Here is a 14,891-nt window from a genome sequence, read left to right as displayed (position 1 = left end):
AGAAACAATAATATCAAAAGGTAGACAGGATTTGAAATAAATATGTAAATATAGCTTTACTAATATAATTAGGAACATTTAGCATTTACATATGAACTACCTCATCTTTTTCAGTATTGTCTTTACGACATTAGGGATTTGTTTTTCACCATCATTGCTTGGAGTTGGTGATATCCTAATGCTTTTTCCTATAATATACTCAGCATATTGGGCATATAAGAATAAAATTAAACTTCCTGTGGCTAGTAAATTCTTAATTCTAACTTTTGCAATTTCTTGTATCATGAGCTTTATAGCGATTGATGATACTAGTCTTGCGATTAAGGCAGTCAAGAAATCTAGGTATTTTCTTATAGGAGCATTAAGCTTTTATCCTCTATATCACTTTTTCAATAGTAACAATAAGTTAAAAGATTTTGTCAAAAAGTACTATATGGGATTTTTTCTTGCATGTTTTGCAACATCTTTCGCATATGGTCTTTTTCAAATTATTCAAAATGAAGGGAATATATTTGCACTTTTAAGCGGTGCTAGAATGCCAGGATCTATTCATATTACCAAGTTTGCGTATATTAGTTCTTTTACAGCAAGTTTAGTGATTTCATTTATCTCATTATTGAAGTTAGATAGAGGAAACAAAAAATCTGCAATTGCTTTAGCAGCTTTATCAGTAGTAGGTGTTCTTGTAGCAAAAACAAGAGGGGCATTACTCTCTTTATTAGTAAGTTTAAGTGCAACAATATATTATAAATCTAAAAAGCTAGCGCTTGTATTATTTAGTGCATTTATCATTCTTATTGGCTTAATGATTGCTCTACAGTCGACAGAATTTGCTAAGTCGACTCGTTTTCTAACTCTAAAAAATAACTCAACTTCATACAGAATCTCCTTATATGAAGCTGGGATTAAAATTTTTCAAGAAAAGCCTCTTACAGGTTATGGTTACAAACAATCAGTAAATGAAATTGAAAGAGTTAAAACTCAATATAATATAGACCATCCTCAATTTATTGAAAGAATCCACCACACATTCTTAGAAATTGCTGCCGATATTGGTATCTTCGGCTTATTAGCATTTAGTGGCTGGTTCTTTTCTTGGGGATACTTAACTTTAGTAAGTCCGTCTGCATTCACAAAGTCTACTTTGGCTTTGGTTATTAATGCTTTTGTCTGTGCGCAATTCGATGTTTTTAATCAAACAGTAATGTTTGCTTTCATTTTACTAGCTTTTAATATGAGTCTTGTAACTGATAGGCTAGCGAGGAATAAGCTTAATGAATGATGTAATTATTGATTTAGAAAGACTTAAGGATTTTCACTCAGGCCTTGGGCAATTCTCGCATCATTTATATAAGAATATTTCTTCTATGACTAAAGCGAGCTATCTGATTGATCGCTCTAGCGCTGATTTGTTTTCAAAGGATGACACTCTTTTTTATACAAATCCTTTACAAAAACTGGGGTTGTTTCTGCCTAAAGCTAAGGTGTGGCATTCGACTCATCAGGATTCATCATATTTTCCTTATAGTAAGAAGCAGAAGACGATCTTAACTGTTCATGATTTAAATTATATTCATCAAAGAGCTCACCGAAAAAATAAGGTAGAGTCTTACATGAAGTATATTGAAAAAAAATTGAAGTATACGGACGTTCTGACTTTTATTTCTGAAAGTACTAAGAAAGATTTTGAAAAGTATTTTGATATATCGAATATTGAAAATCATATAATTTACAATGGGCTTACACTTGATTTAAGTTCTGAGCCGAAGAAGCCTGATTTCAATTTTGAAGGTGAATTTTTATTCACCATTTCTAAGCTTCTCCCAAAGAAGAATATTCACGCTATCTATCCACTAATCGAAGCTTATCCAGATTTAAAGCTTATTATCGCAGGTGATAATTCAACTGGGTACGCTAGTGAACTAGTTGAAAGAGCAAAAGAGCTAGGTATCTCTGATCGTGTATTTCTAATCGGAAAGGTTTCAGAAGGTGAAAAATCTTGGTTATATGAGAATTGCAAGGCCTTTTTTATGACAAGCCTTCTTGAGGGATTTGGCCTTCCTGTTCTTGAAGCTCAGTATTTTAATAAACCAGTTTTTATAAGTAATAAGACCTCTCTTCCAGAAATTGGTGGTGATGCAGCTATTGCTTTTGAATCATTCGATGCTGATTCGATGCAGAATTTATACAAGTCTACAATGGAGACGTTTGACGCTAGTACTTGGGAAGCCAAGTGTAGAGAGAACTTGAATAGATTTTCTTGGGAATTAAGCGCACAAAAGTATATCGAATTATATAAGTAAGAAAAAATATTCAGTTTAATGCATAATTTTTATTCCTTGGAGTGCATATACAAACTTCATATTTACGTTTTATGCACACAAGTGAATATTTTGTGGATAATGCTTAGATATATGCACTTAAGTACATATTAGATTGAAGGCCGTGATTTATATTCACTAGAGTGAATACTTGAGTGCTTCGATATGCATTGTAAGGAATAGTCGCACAAAATTTGATTCATGTTATAATTATAAGAAATCAATATCTGTTTTACGGATGAAACAGGGAGAAACTTAATGAGTTATGACAACTTAGACCTCGAGTTTTTTGAGTATGCCAAGACGGCCATCAAACAAAACGATTACTATGACATTGACCTAAAGGCCTTAAGAAAATCACTCGGTTTGAAACAAACTGATCTTATTGGTATTGATCAGCCAGATGTTTCAAAAATTGAAAGTCGTCTTGATTTAAAATTATCGACTTTAAATAAGTATGCCAAGGCGTGTGGGCTTGAGATGGAGATCGTATTTAAGGCTAAAAACTCTGGAAAATTGGTGCAATAAACGATATCTTGAATCCTCATAAATTATGGAGAAATCAGTGAATCAACTGCCTTGGAACAAGTCGTTAATTATCATTCCTACTTATAATGAAATCATGAATATCGAGCGCATGATCGATACTATCTTTGAAAAATACCCAGAGGTATCTCTACTTATTATTGAAGATGGCTCACCAGATGGAACGGCCGATATCGTGAAGAAGAAAATGGAAACAAATTCAAATCTTCACATCATTGAAAGAAAAGGAAAGCTTGGTCTAGGAACTGCATATATCACAGGGTTTAAGTGGGCCCTTGAAAGAGAGTACGATTTTGTTTTTGAAATGGACTGTGATTTTTCTCATGATCCAGACTCAGTAAAAGATCTTTTAGCTGCTGCTCAAGAAAATGATCTTGTCATCGGTTCACGCTATATTGATGGAATTAGAATTATCAATTGGCCGTTTAGAAGACTATTACTATCATACTGTGCTTCAATTTATACGAGATTCATGACAGGTATTCCTGTTCAAGATACGACTGGTGGATTTAAGTGTTTTACACGAAAAGCTCTATCATCTCTGAATCTAGATGGAATAATTTCTAATGGATATATCTTTCAACTAGAGCTTAATTATAAGGTTTGGGCAAAAGGTCTTTCAGTAAAAGAAGTTCCAATCATTTTCTATGAACGTCGTGATGGACAATCAAAGATGGGTGGCGGAATTATTTTTGAAGCTTTCTTTAACGTAATTAATTTAAGACTTAGAAAGATTTTTGGTATTTTATAAATAAATGAAACACTTCTATTATATAAAAAATGCTTTTAAATTTCTGATTCCAAAATGCTGGTATCAAAGCAAAGCACGTAAAATCTTAAGTGCTTATGAGCAAACGCCAGATCAATATATTGAAGATCGAGTCAGCTATTATAATAAGTTAAAAGAACCATTTAAGTTAGAGCTCGAAAATGAAAATACAAATAGAAGACATATTCCTCACGCATTAAAAATTAAAGATTTTAAAAAAGTAGATGGTACAACATACTACTTTGATATTCTTGAGATCATTAGAAACTTCTCTGGCAATTATATGTTTCGTTATGAAGCAGGTGATGTCATTGAAGCACCAACAATTCCAACTATCGTAAAGAGTAGGCCTGTTGTCGACAATGAGAACTCTGTTGTTTTAAAACTTAATAAAGTGAGGCACTTTAATTTCATACAAGACAAAATCTCATTTGAAGAGAAGCTTGATAAAGTTGTATGGCGTGGAACTAATACAATGCCACATCGAGATATTGTCATTAAGCAGTTCTACGATCATCCACTATGCGATATCGGACAAACAGCACCTAAAAAAGATGTTGCTTGGCTTAAAGATTTTCTAAGTATTGAAGATCAACTTCATTATAAATTCATACTATGTATGGAAGGTAATGATGTTGCTACAAATTTAAAGTGGGCCATGTCTTCTAACTCTCTTTGCATTATGTCGAAACCTAAATATGAAACTTGGTTCATGGAAGGTAGATTAGTGGCCGGCAAGCACTATGTAGAAGTGAAAGATGACTACTCTGATCTACCAGAGAAAATCGAATATTATTTAGCACATCCAGAAGAAGCAAAGCTCATCACTAAAAATGCAAATGAGTGGGTAGAGCAGTTTAAGGATGAGGATAGAGAATTTCTAATCTCACTTTTAGTTGCAAAAAAATACTTTTCATTACAGTAAATTCAGTAAGATACTCCATTAATAGTAATTATTTTATAGTTGTCCTGTCATAATTACAGCTACTTACAGTATCAGTTATTCCAATTTGAAATAAATCATTCCACTTTCGAAAAAATCGAGAAATTTCACTTATGAAATTTTATTTATGTCCCATCAAATACTTAACAATAAGTTTTATTAATAGTTTTTACAGTGTTCATAAATTCTATTGGATTCTGTTGTATGAAGAACTACTAAACAACATTGGGATTAATAGAGAGAGGAGAGCAGAATGGACAAGGTTTTTTTAGAAAGACCTTCGGTTAACGAAGTTTTGCGGGACAAGATCAGAAAATACAAAAAAGAGCACTCCCGCTTAAGTAGCAATCAAATTGCTAGAAGGCTTGGACTTCCACCTTCAACATTTCATCGACTAGAAATGGGTGATGTTAAAAACCCTGGACTCGATATTTGTGTCACAGTCCTCAACGGCCTGTGCTCAAAGAAAGAGACAGCTGAGTTTGTACGTGAGTACTTCCCGGAAGTGCATGAAAGTTTGTATGGGCATTTTCAGGAGTCACAAACACTTGAAGCTTTTGATGAGTCTGAAGAAAGATATTTTCATGATGATTCAACGTATAGAATGATGATTCTTGCGACAACAAAGGCAGGCTTATCTGAGAATTATGTTTTGCAAGAATATGGACGTAAAGGGCATGCAAAGTTTATGAAGCTTGCTGCAAAAGGGATTCTTACAAATAAAAATGGCAATTTTTATGCTTCAAAAGATAGCGGATTATTATCAGATTATACGTTGAATAAATTATTAACTTTTGTTCATACAGATATGTGTAATGAAATAAATGAACTCGGTTCCCCTGTTAGTACCCTTAGAAATACTTGGTATGCTTCTGTTGACTTAAAGAAGGTTAGTTCAGAATTTACGCAGTTAACGGATGAGTATATTTATCAGATTCGAAGAATAATGAACAAAGAAGAGTATAAAGGTAATGACGTCGTTTTAATAAATAATTTAATAAGACATGTTAAATAGGAAAATAATATGAAAAAGATAGTTTTAAGTTTTATTGCTGTGTTTCAATTTATCAATGTTAATGCATTGAATTTAAGCTTAGTAGGCGAAACAGGTGGAAATTCAAATACTTTACCAATTGAAAGAATAAAAGAAATATATGACTTTGATAAAGATAAATGGAATATTGGAGATTATAGTTATGATTCATATTTAAATAGATGGATATTGAAGACAAAGACAAGAGTACTTAGTGTAGACAGTATTGAAATGGTTGATATGTACACAGATAAGCAAACAGAAGTACTAAACGTTTCAAATGATTTTAAAAATAAGTATAAAAACAAAGTTCCAGCAAAGCTTTTAGAAAAAAGATTGAAAATGAAAGTTAAGTTTAAGGATTATAAAATTGATGATTTTAAATATTAAAAGTAGGAGAGGTTTTACCTCTCCTTTTTTATTTACAGAATTCTAAGTTATATTTTTTAAAAGTTTTAGGATTGTATAGATATTTGATTTTTTCTTGTCTCGTAGTGTTGTCATTAAAGCCTCTTAGAGTAGGACCATTAATTTCAGTTTTTGTAAAATCTAATTTAACATCTTCAATATCACCATCGTAGAGGTAGTAATCATAATCTTTAAAATCAGCATCATTTAAAATAAAAATATCTGAGCGTACGATATAGGCACTATGACTAATAGAAGATAAAGTTGTCTTCTCATTTATTTCAAAAATATTATTATCAAAATTGATGTTATAGTTAGAATCAATACTTGTACTTTGAGGTGCTTTTGTAAAACATTTCGTTTTAGTTACGAATCTATTTGGTTTAATAAAGTTAATATCAAGTAATGAGTCTTCAAGTTCCATTAGTGGATATTCCATAGCAAACATTCCAATAGCGAAAGCGTCTGAAGAATCAAGATTTATAGTTATATTATCAATCTTAGATATTATATCAATTTCAACCTTATCCCCCTCAAGACTAATCCCTTCATACAACGCAATCTCTTCATGCTTCTTAGTTAAAAAACCAATGACATTTCCATCTTGAGAAATTAGTGAACCGTCTTTTACCCCATCACAGTTTTTGATATTTAAGAGTTGTGATTCATTATCAAATGAATTGGCATAGGCGAGTGAAGCGTAAGTGATTTCACAGCTTTGTTTTGTGAGAGCTCCATACTTATCAAAAGCTAGAACTTCTACAAAGTTGTTATCTGAGTTTGGAATAGATATAGATGCCGAGTTTTTAATTTCTTTGGCCGTCGTAAGTTTAAGAACCTTGTCATTGAATTCGTTTGAAAGCTCTTCTTCTACTGATTCAACTTTTACGATTTCGCCATCAGTTGTTTGTATGTGAAAAGTCTCATTTGTGTCGGCACAGTTTTGAGAGATCAATACTTCTGTTTCTGACTTTATAATTCCTGGGCAAGTTACTGATTTATCGAGTGTTTTAACCGCTACAATGCCTTCTGGACAATCCTGTCCTTCACAGAAATTGTTAAGCTTTGCATTTAAAATGATCTTATCTGAATCATTAACAACTGGCCCAACTGGAGATTGAGTTGGAGTGTTGGACTTGATAATTTTTTGCGTATCTTTCGAACACGAGGCTATAGAGAAGGCAAAAATTAAGATAAGTGGTGCGATTAACTTGTTCATAAAACCAATTTATCTAATATTTGAGAATTAGTGTTTGTTAGTGAAATTTATTTATAGGGTGTAAAGAAGTAGAACACGTAGTAAGTGCCTGATTTTATGAGTATTTGTGTGTCGTTCGGGCCTATAGGTCCATTAGTGTCAAAAGTACCAACGTGCTGAATTTATGAGTGCGACTTATGGCCAGATATGTTATGAAAAGGCATGGAAAATCAGGCTTCTAGAGATATTGCTTATATGCAAATGGCGCTTAATCTTGCGAAATTGGGTGAAGGAACAACTTCTCCAAATCCAATGGTAGGTGCTGTCATTGTTAAAGACGGAATTGTACTTGGAAAGGGTTGGCATAAAAAAGCCGGGCTTCCACATGCAGAGCCTGAAGCAATTGCTGATGTAGCTGAAGAACAAAAGGGCGAACTTAAGGGTGCCACAATTTATGTAACTCTTGAGCCTTGTTGCCATACAAATAAAAGAACACCTCCATGTGCACACGAACTTTTAAAACACGGTTTTGCTCGTGTTGTTGTTGCTTGTCTTGATCCAAATCCTCAGGTTGCAGGAAATGGAATCAAGATATTGGAAGCTGCGGGGATTGAATGTGAAGTAGGCGTTCTTGAACAAGAGTCGATGGAGCTTAATCGCGTTTTCTTTAAATCGATGAAAAGTAATCTTCCTTTTGTTCACCTTAAACTTGCACAAACTCTTGATGGAAAGCTTTCAACAATGACCGGGGACTCGAAATGGATTACTGATGAGTCTGCACGAAAGATGGTTCATTCTTTTAGAAAAAGATACGACGGGGTTATGGTTGGTCGTAAAACTCTTAATAACGATGATCCAAGTTTAAATATTCGTTTTGGTTTAGATGATAGTGGAAAGATTCCTTATCGAATTGTGATGGGGTCAATTTCTAAAATGGATCCTCTTTCAAAAGTATTCAATGATCAATACACAAAGAAGACTATCATTGTAACAACTGGAGCAGATTACCAATCAGCACCAGATGATGTTGTTAAATTCTTTACTGAAAAACAGATTCGAATTGTTTTTGCGAAATGTGAAAGAAATGAAATTGTTATTGAAGATGCACTGGCACAACTAAAAGCAATTGGTGTTCATTCGATTCTTGTTGAAGGTGGTGGGATGCTCGCTTCGACTATTTTGAAGAAGCAACTTGCAGATAAGATGACAATTTTTGTAGCGCCTAAAATTTTAGGAAATGGCATAGGTTATTACGATGAACAACTTGATTCGATGGCCGATGCTTTAAATTTTAAAAACGTTGAAGTTAAAAATATAGGATCTCAAGCAATGTTTGAGATTGATACGAGGTCATAGTGTTTACTGGACTAGTTAAAGAAATTGGAAAAGTTGTAAGTGTACGCTCAAATGCTGAGGGGAAACTTATAGAAGTTAGCTGTAAAGAGCTTCTTCCAGAAATTGAAATTGATGATTCAGTTGCAATTAATGGCGCCTGCCAAACTGCTGTTAAAATTACTGATTCTACATTTGTTGTGCAAACAGTACATACTAGTTTGGAGAAAACGACACTTGGAAATTTAAGATCTGGAGATGAAGTTAATCTCGAGCTTGCGCTACGTGCAAGTGATCGACTAGGTGGACACATTGTTCAAGGTCACGTTAATGACGTTGGTCAAATTGTTCAAATTCAAAGCCGCGGTAACAACTATCTGGTGACAATTAAAGTTAACTCAAAGCAAATGAAATATATTGTGAAAGAAGGTTCAATAACAATTGATGGAATTTCACTGACTGTAGCGGATGTATTTAAGGCCGACTCGTCATTTCAACTATCAATCATTCCACATACTTGGCAGAACACAGTTCTAAGAAACCGCAGTGTTCAGAGTTTGGTGAATATTGAAGTGGATATCCTGGGAAAATATATAGAAAACTTGCTTTTTAACGGTGCTAGACGTAGTAATGGAGCAAGCACACAAAATTTGGAGTCATTCCTAAATGATTAAATTTGATAAAATTGAAGAGGCCATTGAAGATATTCGTCTTGGGAAGATGGTAATTGTAATTGATGATGAAGACCGTGAAAATGAAGGAGACTTTGTTATGGCGGCTGACCGAATTACTCCTGAGGCAATTAACTTTATGGCGACAGTTGGTCGCGGATTAATTTGTGCTCCTATTACAAAAGAGCGTGCAGATGAATTAGATCTTCCACTAATGGTGAAAGAAAACGACTCTGTTCATCACACAGCATTCACTGTTTCAATTGATGCTGCAAATGGTGGTACTGGTATTTCATGCCAAGATCGTGCATTAACGATTTCACTACTTGCTAATAAAAATTCGACGGCCGATAGTTTTATGAGACCAGGTCACATCTTTCCACTTATTGCAAAAACTGGTGGTGTTTTAGAAAGAGATGGTCACACTGAAGCTGCTGTAGATATGGCCAGAATTGCTGGTTGTTACCCTGCTGGTGTGATTTGTGAAATCATGAGCGCTGATGGGACAATGGCAAAAGCTCCTGAGCTTTCTAAGATTGCTGAGGAACATGGTTTAAAATTTGTAACAATTAAAGACTTAATTAAATATAGAAAAGAAGCACTTGGTGAAAGTGCTGATAATTTGGGAGAAACACATGCCTAGAAATCTAGAAGGTAACTTAAATGCATCTGGAAAGAAATTTGCTGTAGTAGCAGGACGTTTTAACGAACTAATTACAAGCAAACTATTAGGTGGTGCAATTGATTGCATTAAAAGACATGATGGAAATATTGATGAAATGGATATTGCTTGGGTACCAGGTGCCTTTGAAATTCCTTTAATTGCTCAAAAACTTGCTGCTTCGAAAAAATATGATGCTGTAATCACACTTGGTGCAGTTATTCGTGGATCAACTCCACACTTTGATTTTGTTTCTAATGAAGTTGCTAAAGGTATTTCAAAAGTATCACTTGAAACAGGTGTTCCAGTAACATTTGGTGTTTTAACTGTTGATACAATTGAGCAAGCAATTGAAAGAGCAGGAACTAAAGCTGGAAATAAAGGTTGGGAAGCTGCAATGTCTGCAATTGAGATGGCGACACTTCTTAAATCAATCGACTAATCAAATTTGAAAATATAGTAAAAGAAAAGGCCACTCGACAGTGGCCTTTTTTATTGGAAAAAAACGAAAAAGATACAAACTCTATCGGTGTGTGGTGATGAGCTTATGGGCCTAAGTTATAGACTATCATCACCAATGTCAGGTTAATAAATATAAATAAAAATCTAATTAAAAGATCGAGTGATAAAGAAAAATTGAAGCTGCACTTGCTGCATTTAAGTGTGCAACGTAATTTGTTATCGGAATAAATAGCTTCTTATCACAAGCGTCAATTACTTCACGATCCATACCATTGCCCTCATTTCCAATAATTAAAGCAACTTTTTGTGGATACTTGTATTCAGTAATCGATAAGGCACCTTCTTCATTGGCCGTAGCACAAACTGCATAGCCAAGTTTTTGAAGTAAAGAAATGTCATCAATTAAGTTAAGTGACTTACATATATTAGCTTCAAATGCATTTCCCATTGAAACTCTGATACAACGTCTTAGATAAGGAGATGCACTTTTTGCATCATAGATAATGTTATCAAAACCAAAGGCCATTGCTGCCCTCGTCATCGTTCCTACATTTTCTGGAGAAGTTACTCCATTAAAGATAAGTATTCGATCACCAAGCTCATTAATTTTTTTAAGTCCATTTGTTTTAACTTTAGCAAGAATTCCATGATGAAGTTTAAAGCCTGTAATCTCCTCTAAATCATTCTTGTCTTTTATTAGAACGTGCTTGCAGTTGTTATCAATCAACTCTTTATTTGAATCATAAAATTCTTGAGTTGCTATAATCTTTTCAACTTCATGATTTGATCGTAGTGCTTTACACACAACTTTTTCTGTTTCAGCGATACAATAATCTTCTTTAATTAGATTCTTATCTTTTAAATTATAGAATTCTTCAAAACCATTTATCACTTCAGAATTTCCTTTAAAAATTTACCCGTATGAGAAGCTTTAATCTTTGCAATCTCTTCTGGTGTTCCTGTTCCAACAATTGTTCCACCTCGATGACCACCTTCAGGTCCTAGATCAATTATTTGATCAGCTACTTTTAGTACATCTAAGTTATGTTCAATGATAAGAACAGAATTATCACTTTCTACAAGTTCATTGATTGCTTTCATTAATACTTTAATATCTTCAAAGTGAAGACCAGTAGTAGGCTCATCAAGAACATAAAGCGTGTGGCCTTTCGTCGACTTTGCTAATTCTCTAGCTAATTTAAGCCTTTGTGCTTCTCCACCTGAAAGTGTGGTTGCTGGTTGACCTAATGTCATATAACCAAGACCTACATCATTCATCGTCTTTAGAATTTTTCCAAGCCTACGATGATTTTTGAAGAATTCATACCCTTCTTCAATCGTCATTTCTAGAATATCAGCGATAGACTTACCTTTATAAAGAACTGAAAGAGTTTCATTATTATAGCGACGTCCATTACATTCATTACAAGTTACATAGACATCAGGAAGAAAGTGCATTTCAATTTTCTGTGTTCCATTTCCTTCACATTCTTCACAACGGCCACCTTTAACATTAAAACTAAAACGTCCTTGCTTATAACCGCGGATTTGCGACTCGTTTGTTGCTGCAAATAGCTTTCTTACATCATCAAAGAGACCTGAATATGTAGCCGGATTTGAGTGGGGAGTACGCCCAATAGGTGATTGATCTAATTCAATTACAGATTTAATTTTATCGAGTCCTGTAATTGATTTGTAGTTTGCTTTCTCATAAATTGAGCGATTGATTCGAGTTAGTTTACTCTTAACTGCTGGAATTAAAACTTCGTGCACAAGAGTTGATTTACCTGAACCAGAAACTCCACTAATACAAACAAGTCCTCCTAGAGGGAAGTCGACATCAACCTTTTTGAGGTTATTGTGTTCAGCTCCGCGAAGTTTAATAAACTCGTTAAGTTTGCGACGCTCTTTTGGAACTTCAATTTTTACTTTATGATTTAAATAGTCTGCAGTCAGAGATTTCTTCTTTAAGAAGTCTTTAGTTGTTGCATGTGCAACAATTTCTCCACCGTGAACACCTGCACCTGGTCCCATATCAATAATATAATCACTAGCTTTCATTGTATCTTCATCATGTTCAACGACAAGAACAGTATTACCAAGATCACGTAACTCTTTAAGTGTATGAATAAGCCTTACGTTGTCTCTTTGGTGAAGACCAATGCTTGGCTCATCTAGAACATAGAGGACGCCAGAAAGAGCTGAACCAATTTGAGTAGCTAGGCGAATACGTTGTGATTCTCCACCACTTAGTGTTCCTGCCGAGCGATTAAGTGTTAAATAGTCCAGGCCAACATCATTAAGAAATTTTAAGCGTGATGTGATTTCAACGAGAAGCTTAGCACCAATCTTTTCTTTAATGCCTTCTAGTTTTAAATTATCGAAATATTGATAAGTTTCACTTAAAGGTACTTCACATAATTCAATAATATTCTTTTCCCCAACTTTAGTACTTAGAGCAATAGTGTTAAGGCGGCGACCTTTACACTCTGAACATTTTTGAACACGCATGCTTTTTTCAAGCTCTGAGCGTACTCGCTCAGAAGTAGACTCTTGATACTTCTTATCTAGCCAGTTGATAAGACCAGGGAATGGTTTGGAAAATTCAAAAACTGAATTTTCTGACTTAAATTTATATGTATAAACCTTATCAGTACCTTCAGTAAGAATTTTAAAAATCTTCTTTGGCATTTTTGACAGAGGAAGTTTTAAATCAAAACCTTCTTCTTTAAGCATGCACTCTACCATTTTATGAAGAAAATTATTCTTCTTCGTAAGAAGAGGGATCGCCCCCTTTAAAACCGGGAGTGAGTCATCAAAGATAATTTCACTTAGAACAAATTCTTTTGATTCACCTAGGCCATTACATTTTCCACAAGCTCCAACAGGTGAGTTGAAAGAGAATAGCCTTGGCTCTAGATCAGGAAATACTTCTCCGGTTACATGAGACATATTGATTTCAGAGTATGTGTGGTATTCATCATCAATCATGACGTGAATAATTCCATTTCCTAGCTTTAGTCCTAACTCAACTGAATCAGTTAAGCGTTTTTCTATATCTGCTTTAACTAAGATTCGATCAATAACGACAAGAATTTCATCAGATGCTTTTAATGATTTGATTTCACTACTATCAAGTAACATGATTTCATCATTTACAATAAATCGTGAAAATCCCATTGAAAGATACTTGGCCATTTGCTGCTCAAGTGCTTTTTTGGTTTCATCTGTTATTTCAACTGTAATATGTAATTTTGTCTTTTCAGGTAAATCCATTAGGTCTCTAGTAATCTGACCCGGCGTATAGCTAATAACTTTTTCACCATTGTTTGGATCGTAAAGATCACCTACTCTCGCAAAGAGTACTCTCATATAATCGTAAACTTCAGTAATTGTTCCAACAGTTGATCTTGGGTTTTTACTTGTGGTCTTTTGGTCAATGGCAATGGCCGGAGAGAGACCAGTTATTGATTCAACATCCGGAGCTTGTTGTTGACCTAAAAATTGTCTGGCATACGAAGAGAGTGATTCAATATAGCGTCTTTGTCCCTCAGCATAGATTGTATCAAAGGCCAGTGAACTCTTTCCTGAACCAGAAGGACCTGTAATGACAGTTAATTGATTTTTAGGAATATTGATAGTGACGTCTTTCAAATTGTGAACACGTGCTTTTACTACTTTAATTTCATTATTCATTTTTTAATAACCTTTAATGCTAACTTTAAAACATAATAGCAGCCCATATAATTGGCGCTATCCTTTCCAAAGAGATCAAATGCCGTACCGTGATCAACACTTAGGCGAAGGTAGGGCATTCCCAGAGTGATATTTGCTCCCTTAGATTTAAAGATCGTTTTAAATGGCGCTAATCCCTGGTCATGGTACATGTAGACGTAAAGCTTATCGCTTGCAAAACTATCATTTAGAAAGAGTCCATCAGCAGGAAGTGGGCCAATAATTCTCTCTCTCAGATCAAGATCTTTAATAGCTTTAACAATTTCTTTTTCTTCTGTTCCTAGTATCCCACCTTCACCAGCATGGGGATTAATACCAGAAATAATGACATCGTTTAAATGTCCGAAATATTTTTTGTAATTATCAACACAGATTTTAATTTTACTGTGAATAAGCTCATGATTTATTTTTGTTGCGACTTCTCTAAGCGGTATATGATCGGTAATTAATAAAACATTTGCATCATATGACTTAAAGAACATCACGAGATTTTCGTTTTGATATCTTTTACGAAAGTATTCTGTGTGTCCTGAAACAGATTTGCCATCAAAGAAAAGTTCATTCTTAGTTGTAGGCATTGTTACGAGAATGTCATTTGGTCCACATCGGTCACAAGCCTGTTCTAGTGCGTTGTGAGAATAGGGTTTTTGAACAAGTGTATATTTTAATTCGGATGGTAGATCGTTTTTGAATTCATCACCAACAAAGAGGTGAAATTCTTCCTGCTGACTTGATGAAAGAAGGCTCCAAGCTTTTAAAAAAACTTCAAGTCCTATTCCTCTTTCATGGCCAGCAGTAACATAGATCATTTT

General features: G+C 34.3%; 14 protein-coding genes and 1 pseudogene. 11 read left to right on the top strand and 4 right to left on the bottom strand.

From position 1 onward, the window contains the following. The first annotated feature begins 91 nt into the window (after nt 1–91). From ACMAWV_RS01060 to ACMAWV_RS01030, 7 genes are all read left to right on the top strand, one after another. Nucleotides 92–1,282, top strand: a complete 1,191-nt coding sequence (locus ACMAWV_RS01060) for an O-antigen ligase family protein (protein ID WP_412470476.1) — start codon at nt 92–94, stop codon at nt 1,280–1,282. After that, nucleotides 1,275–2,303, top strand: coding sequence for a glycosyltransferase family 4 protein (locus ACMAWV_RS01055; protein ID WP_412470475.1), 1,029 nt, complete (start codon nt 1,275–1,277; stop codon nt 2,301–2,303). The genes ACMAWV_RS01060 and ACMAWV_RS01055 overlap by 8 nt, the downstream gene beginning before the upstream one ends. A 276-nt stretch (nt 2,304–2,579) precedes the next feature. Next, nucleotides 2,580–2,849, top strand: a complete 270-nt coding sequence (locus ACMAWV_RS01050) for a helix-turn-helix domain-containing protein (protein WP_199177559.1) — start codon at nt 2,580–2,582, stop codon at nt 2,847–2,849. A gap of 46 nt (nt 2,850–2,895) precedes the next feature. Then, the gene (locus ACMAWV_RS01045; protein ID WP_392994144.1) at nt 2,896–3,618 is read left to right on the top strand and encodes a polyprenol monophosphomannose synthase; all 723 of its coding nucleotides are present in this window, start codon (nt 2,896–2,898) and stop codon (nt 3,616–3,618) included. 4 nt (nt 3,619–3,622) lie between these two features. Beyond that, complete coding sequence (locus tag ACMAWV_RS01040) at nt 3,623–4,561, top strand: glycosyl transferase family 90 (protein WP_412463521.1); 939 nt, start codon at nt 3,623–3,625, stop codon at nt 4,559–4,561. A 271-nt stretch (nt 4,562–4,832) separates the two neighbouring features. Further along, complete coding sequence (locus ACMAWV_RS01035; protein WP_412470473.1) at nt 4,833–5,594, top strand: hypothetical protein; 762 nt, start codon at nt 4,833–4,835, stop codon at nt 5,592–5,594. A gap of 9 nt (nt 5,595–5,603) precedes the next feature. Then, complete coding sequence (locus ACMAWV_RS01030) at nt 5,604–6,002, top strand: hypothetical protein (RefSeq protein ID WP_412470472.1); 399 nt, start codon at nt 5,604–5,606, stop codon at nt 6,000–6,002. Between the two features lie 28 nt (nt 6,003–6,030). On the opposite strand, the gene ACMAWV_RS01025 is transcribed toward ACMAWV_RS01030, so the two are convergent. Then, the gene (locus ACMAWV_RS01025; protein WP_412470471.1) at nt 6,031–7,239 is read right to left on the bottom strand and encodes a hypothetical protein; all 1,209 of its coding nucleotides are present in this window, start codon (nt 7,237–7,239) and stop codon (nt 6,031–6,033) included. A 201-nt stretch (nt 7,240–7,440) separates the two neighbouring features. On the opposite strand from ACMAWV_RS01025, the gene ribD reads away from it, so the two are divergent. The 4 genes and pseudogenes from ribD to ribE all read left to right on the top strand — a co-directional run bounded on the left by ribD (nt 7,441) and on the right by ribE (nt 10,324). Continuing rightward, nucleotides 7,441–8,574: a bifunctional diaminohydroxyphosphoribosylaminopyrimidine deaminase/5-amino-6-(5-phosphoribosylamino)uracil reductase RibD gene (ribD, locus tag ACMAWV_RS01020; protein ID WP_392993919.1), complete on the top strand. Its 1,134-nt coding sequence runs from the start codon at nt 7,441–7,443 to the stop codon at nt 8,572–8,574. After that, a complete protein-coding gene (locus tag ACMAWV_RS01015; protein ID WP_412470470.1) occupies nt 8,574–9,224 on the top strand; it encodes a riboflavin synthase in 651 nt (216 codons plus the stop codon). Before ribD ends, ACMAWV_RS01015 begins: the two co-directional genes overlap by 1 nt. Next, nucleotides 9,217–9,816, top strand: a pseudogene (ribB, locus tag ACMAWV_RS01010) (3,4-dihydroxy-2-butanone-4-phosphate synthase); the annotation flags it as partial. The gene ACMAWV_RS01015 and the pseudogene ribB, both read left to right, overlap by 8 nt. Before the next feature lie 40 nt (nt 9,817–9,856). Further along, entirely contained in the window at nt 9,857–10,324 is a 468-nt protein-coding gene (gene ribE, locus ACMAWV_RS01005; protein WP_103218567.1) for a 6,7-dimethyl-8-ribityllumazine synthase, read from the top strand. A 168-nt stretch (nt 10,325–10,492) separates the two neighbouring features. Here the strand turns inward: ribE and ACMAWV_RS01000 are convergent, their stop codons facing one another. Genes ACMAWV_RS01000 through ACMAWV_RS00990 form a run of 3 tightly spaced genes read right to left on the bottom strand, consistent with a single transcriptional unit; the run spans nt 10,493 to nt 14,888 of the window. Then, a complete protein-coding gene (locus ACMAWV_RS01000) occupies nt 10,493–11,236 on the bottom strand; it encodes a TrmH family RNA methyltransferase (protein WP_412470468.1) in 744 nt (247 codons plus the stop codon). Further along, complete coding sequence (gene uvrA / locus ACMAWV_RS00995) at nt 11,233–14,040, bottom strand: excinuclease ABC subunit UvrA (protein WP_412463526.1); 2,808 nt, start codon at nt 14,038–14,040, stop codon at nt 11,233–11,235. Before uvrA ends, ACMAWV_RS01000 begins: the two co-directional genes overlap by 4 nt. Next, nucleotides 14,037–14,888 (bottom strand): PdxA family protein, encoded by an 852-nt coding sequence (locus tag ACMAWV_RS00990; protein ID WP_412470467.1) that lies wholly within the window; start codon nt 14,886–14,888, stop codon nt 14,037–14,039. The genes uvrA and ACMAWV_RS00990 overlap by 4 nt, the downstream gene beginning before the upstream one ends. Nucleotides 14,889–14,891: the final 3 nt, after the last annotated feature.

Source organism: Halobacteriovorax sp. RT-1-1 (assembly GCF_047085455.1).
GTDB lineage: Bacteria > Bdellovibrionota > Bacteriovoracia > Bacteriovoracales > Bacteriovoracaceae > Halobacteriovorax_A.
Note: the sequence above shows the minus strand (reverse complement) of the source record. Positions and strands in the feature narration are given on the sequence as shown.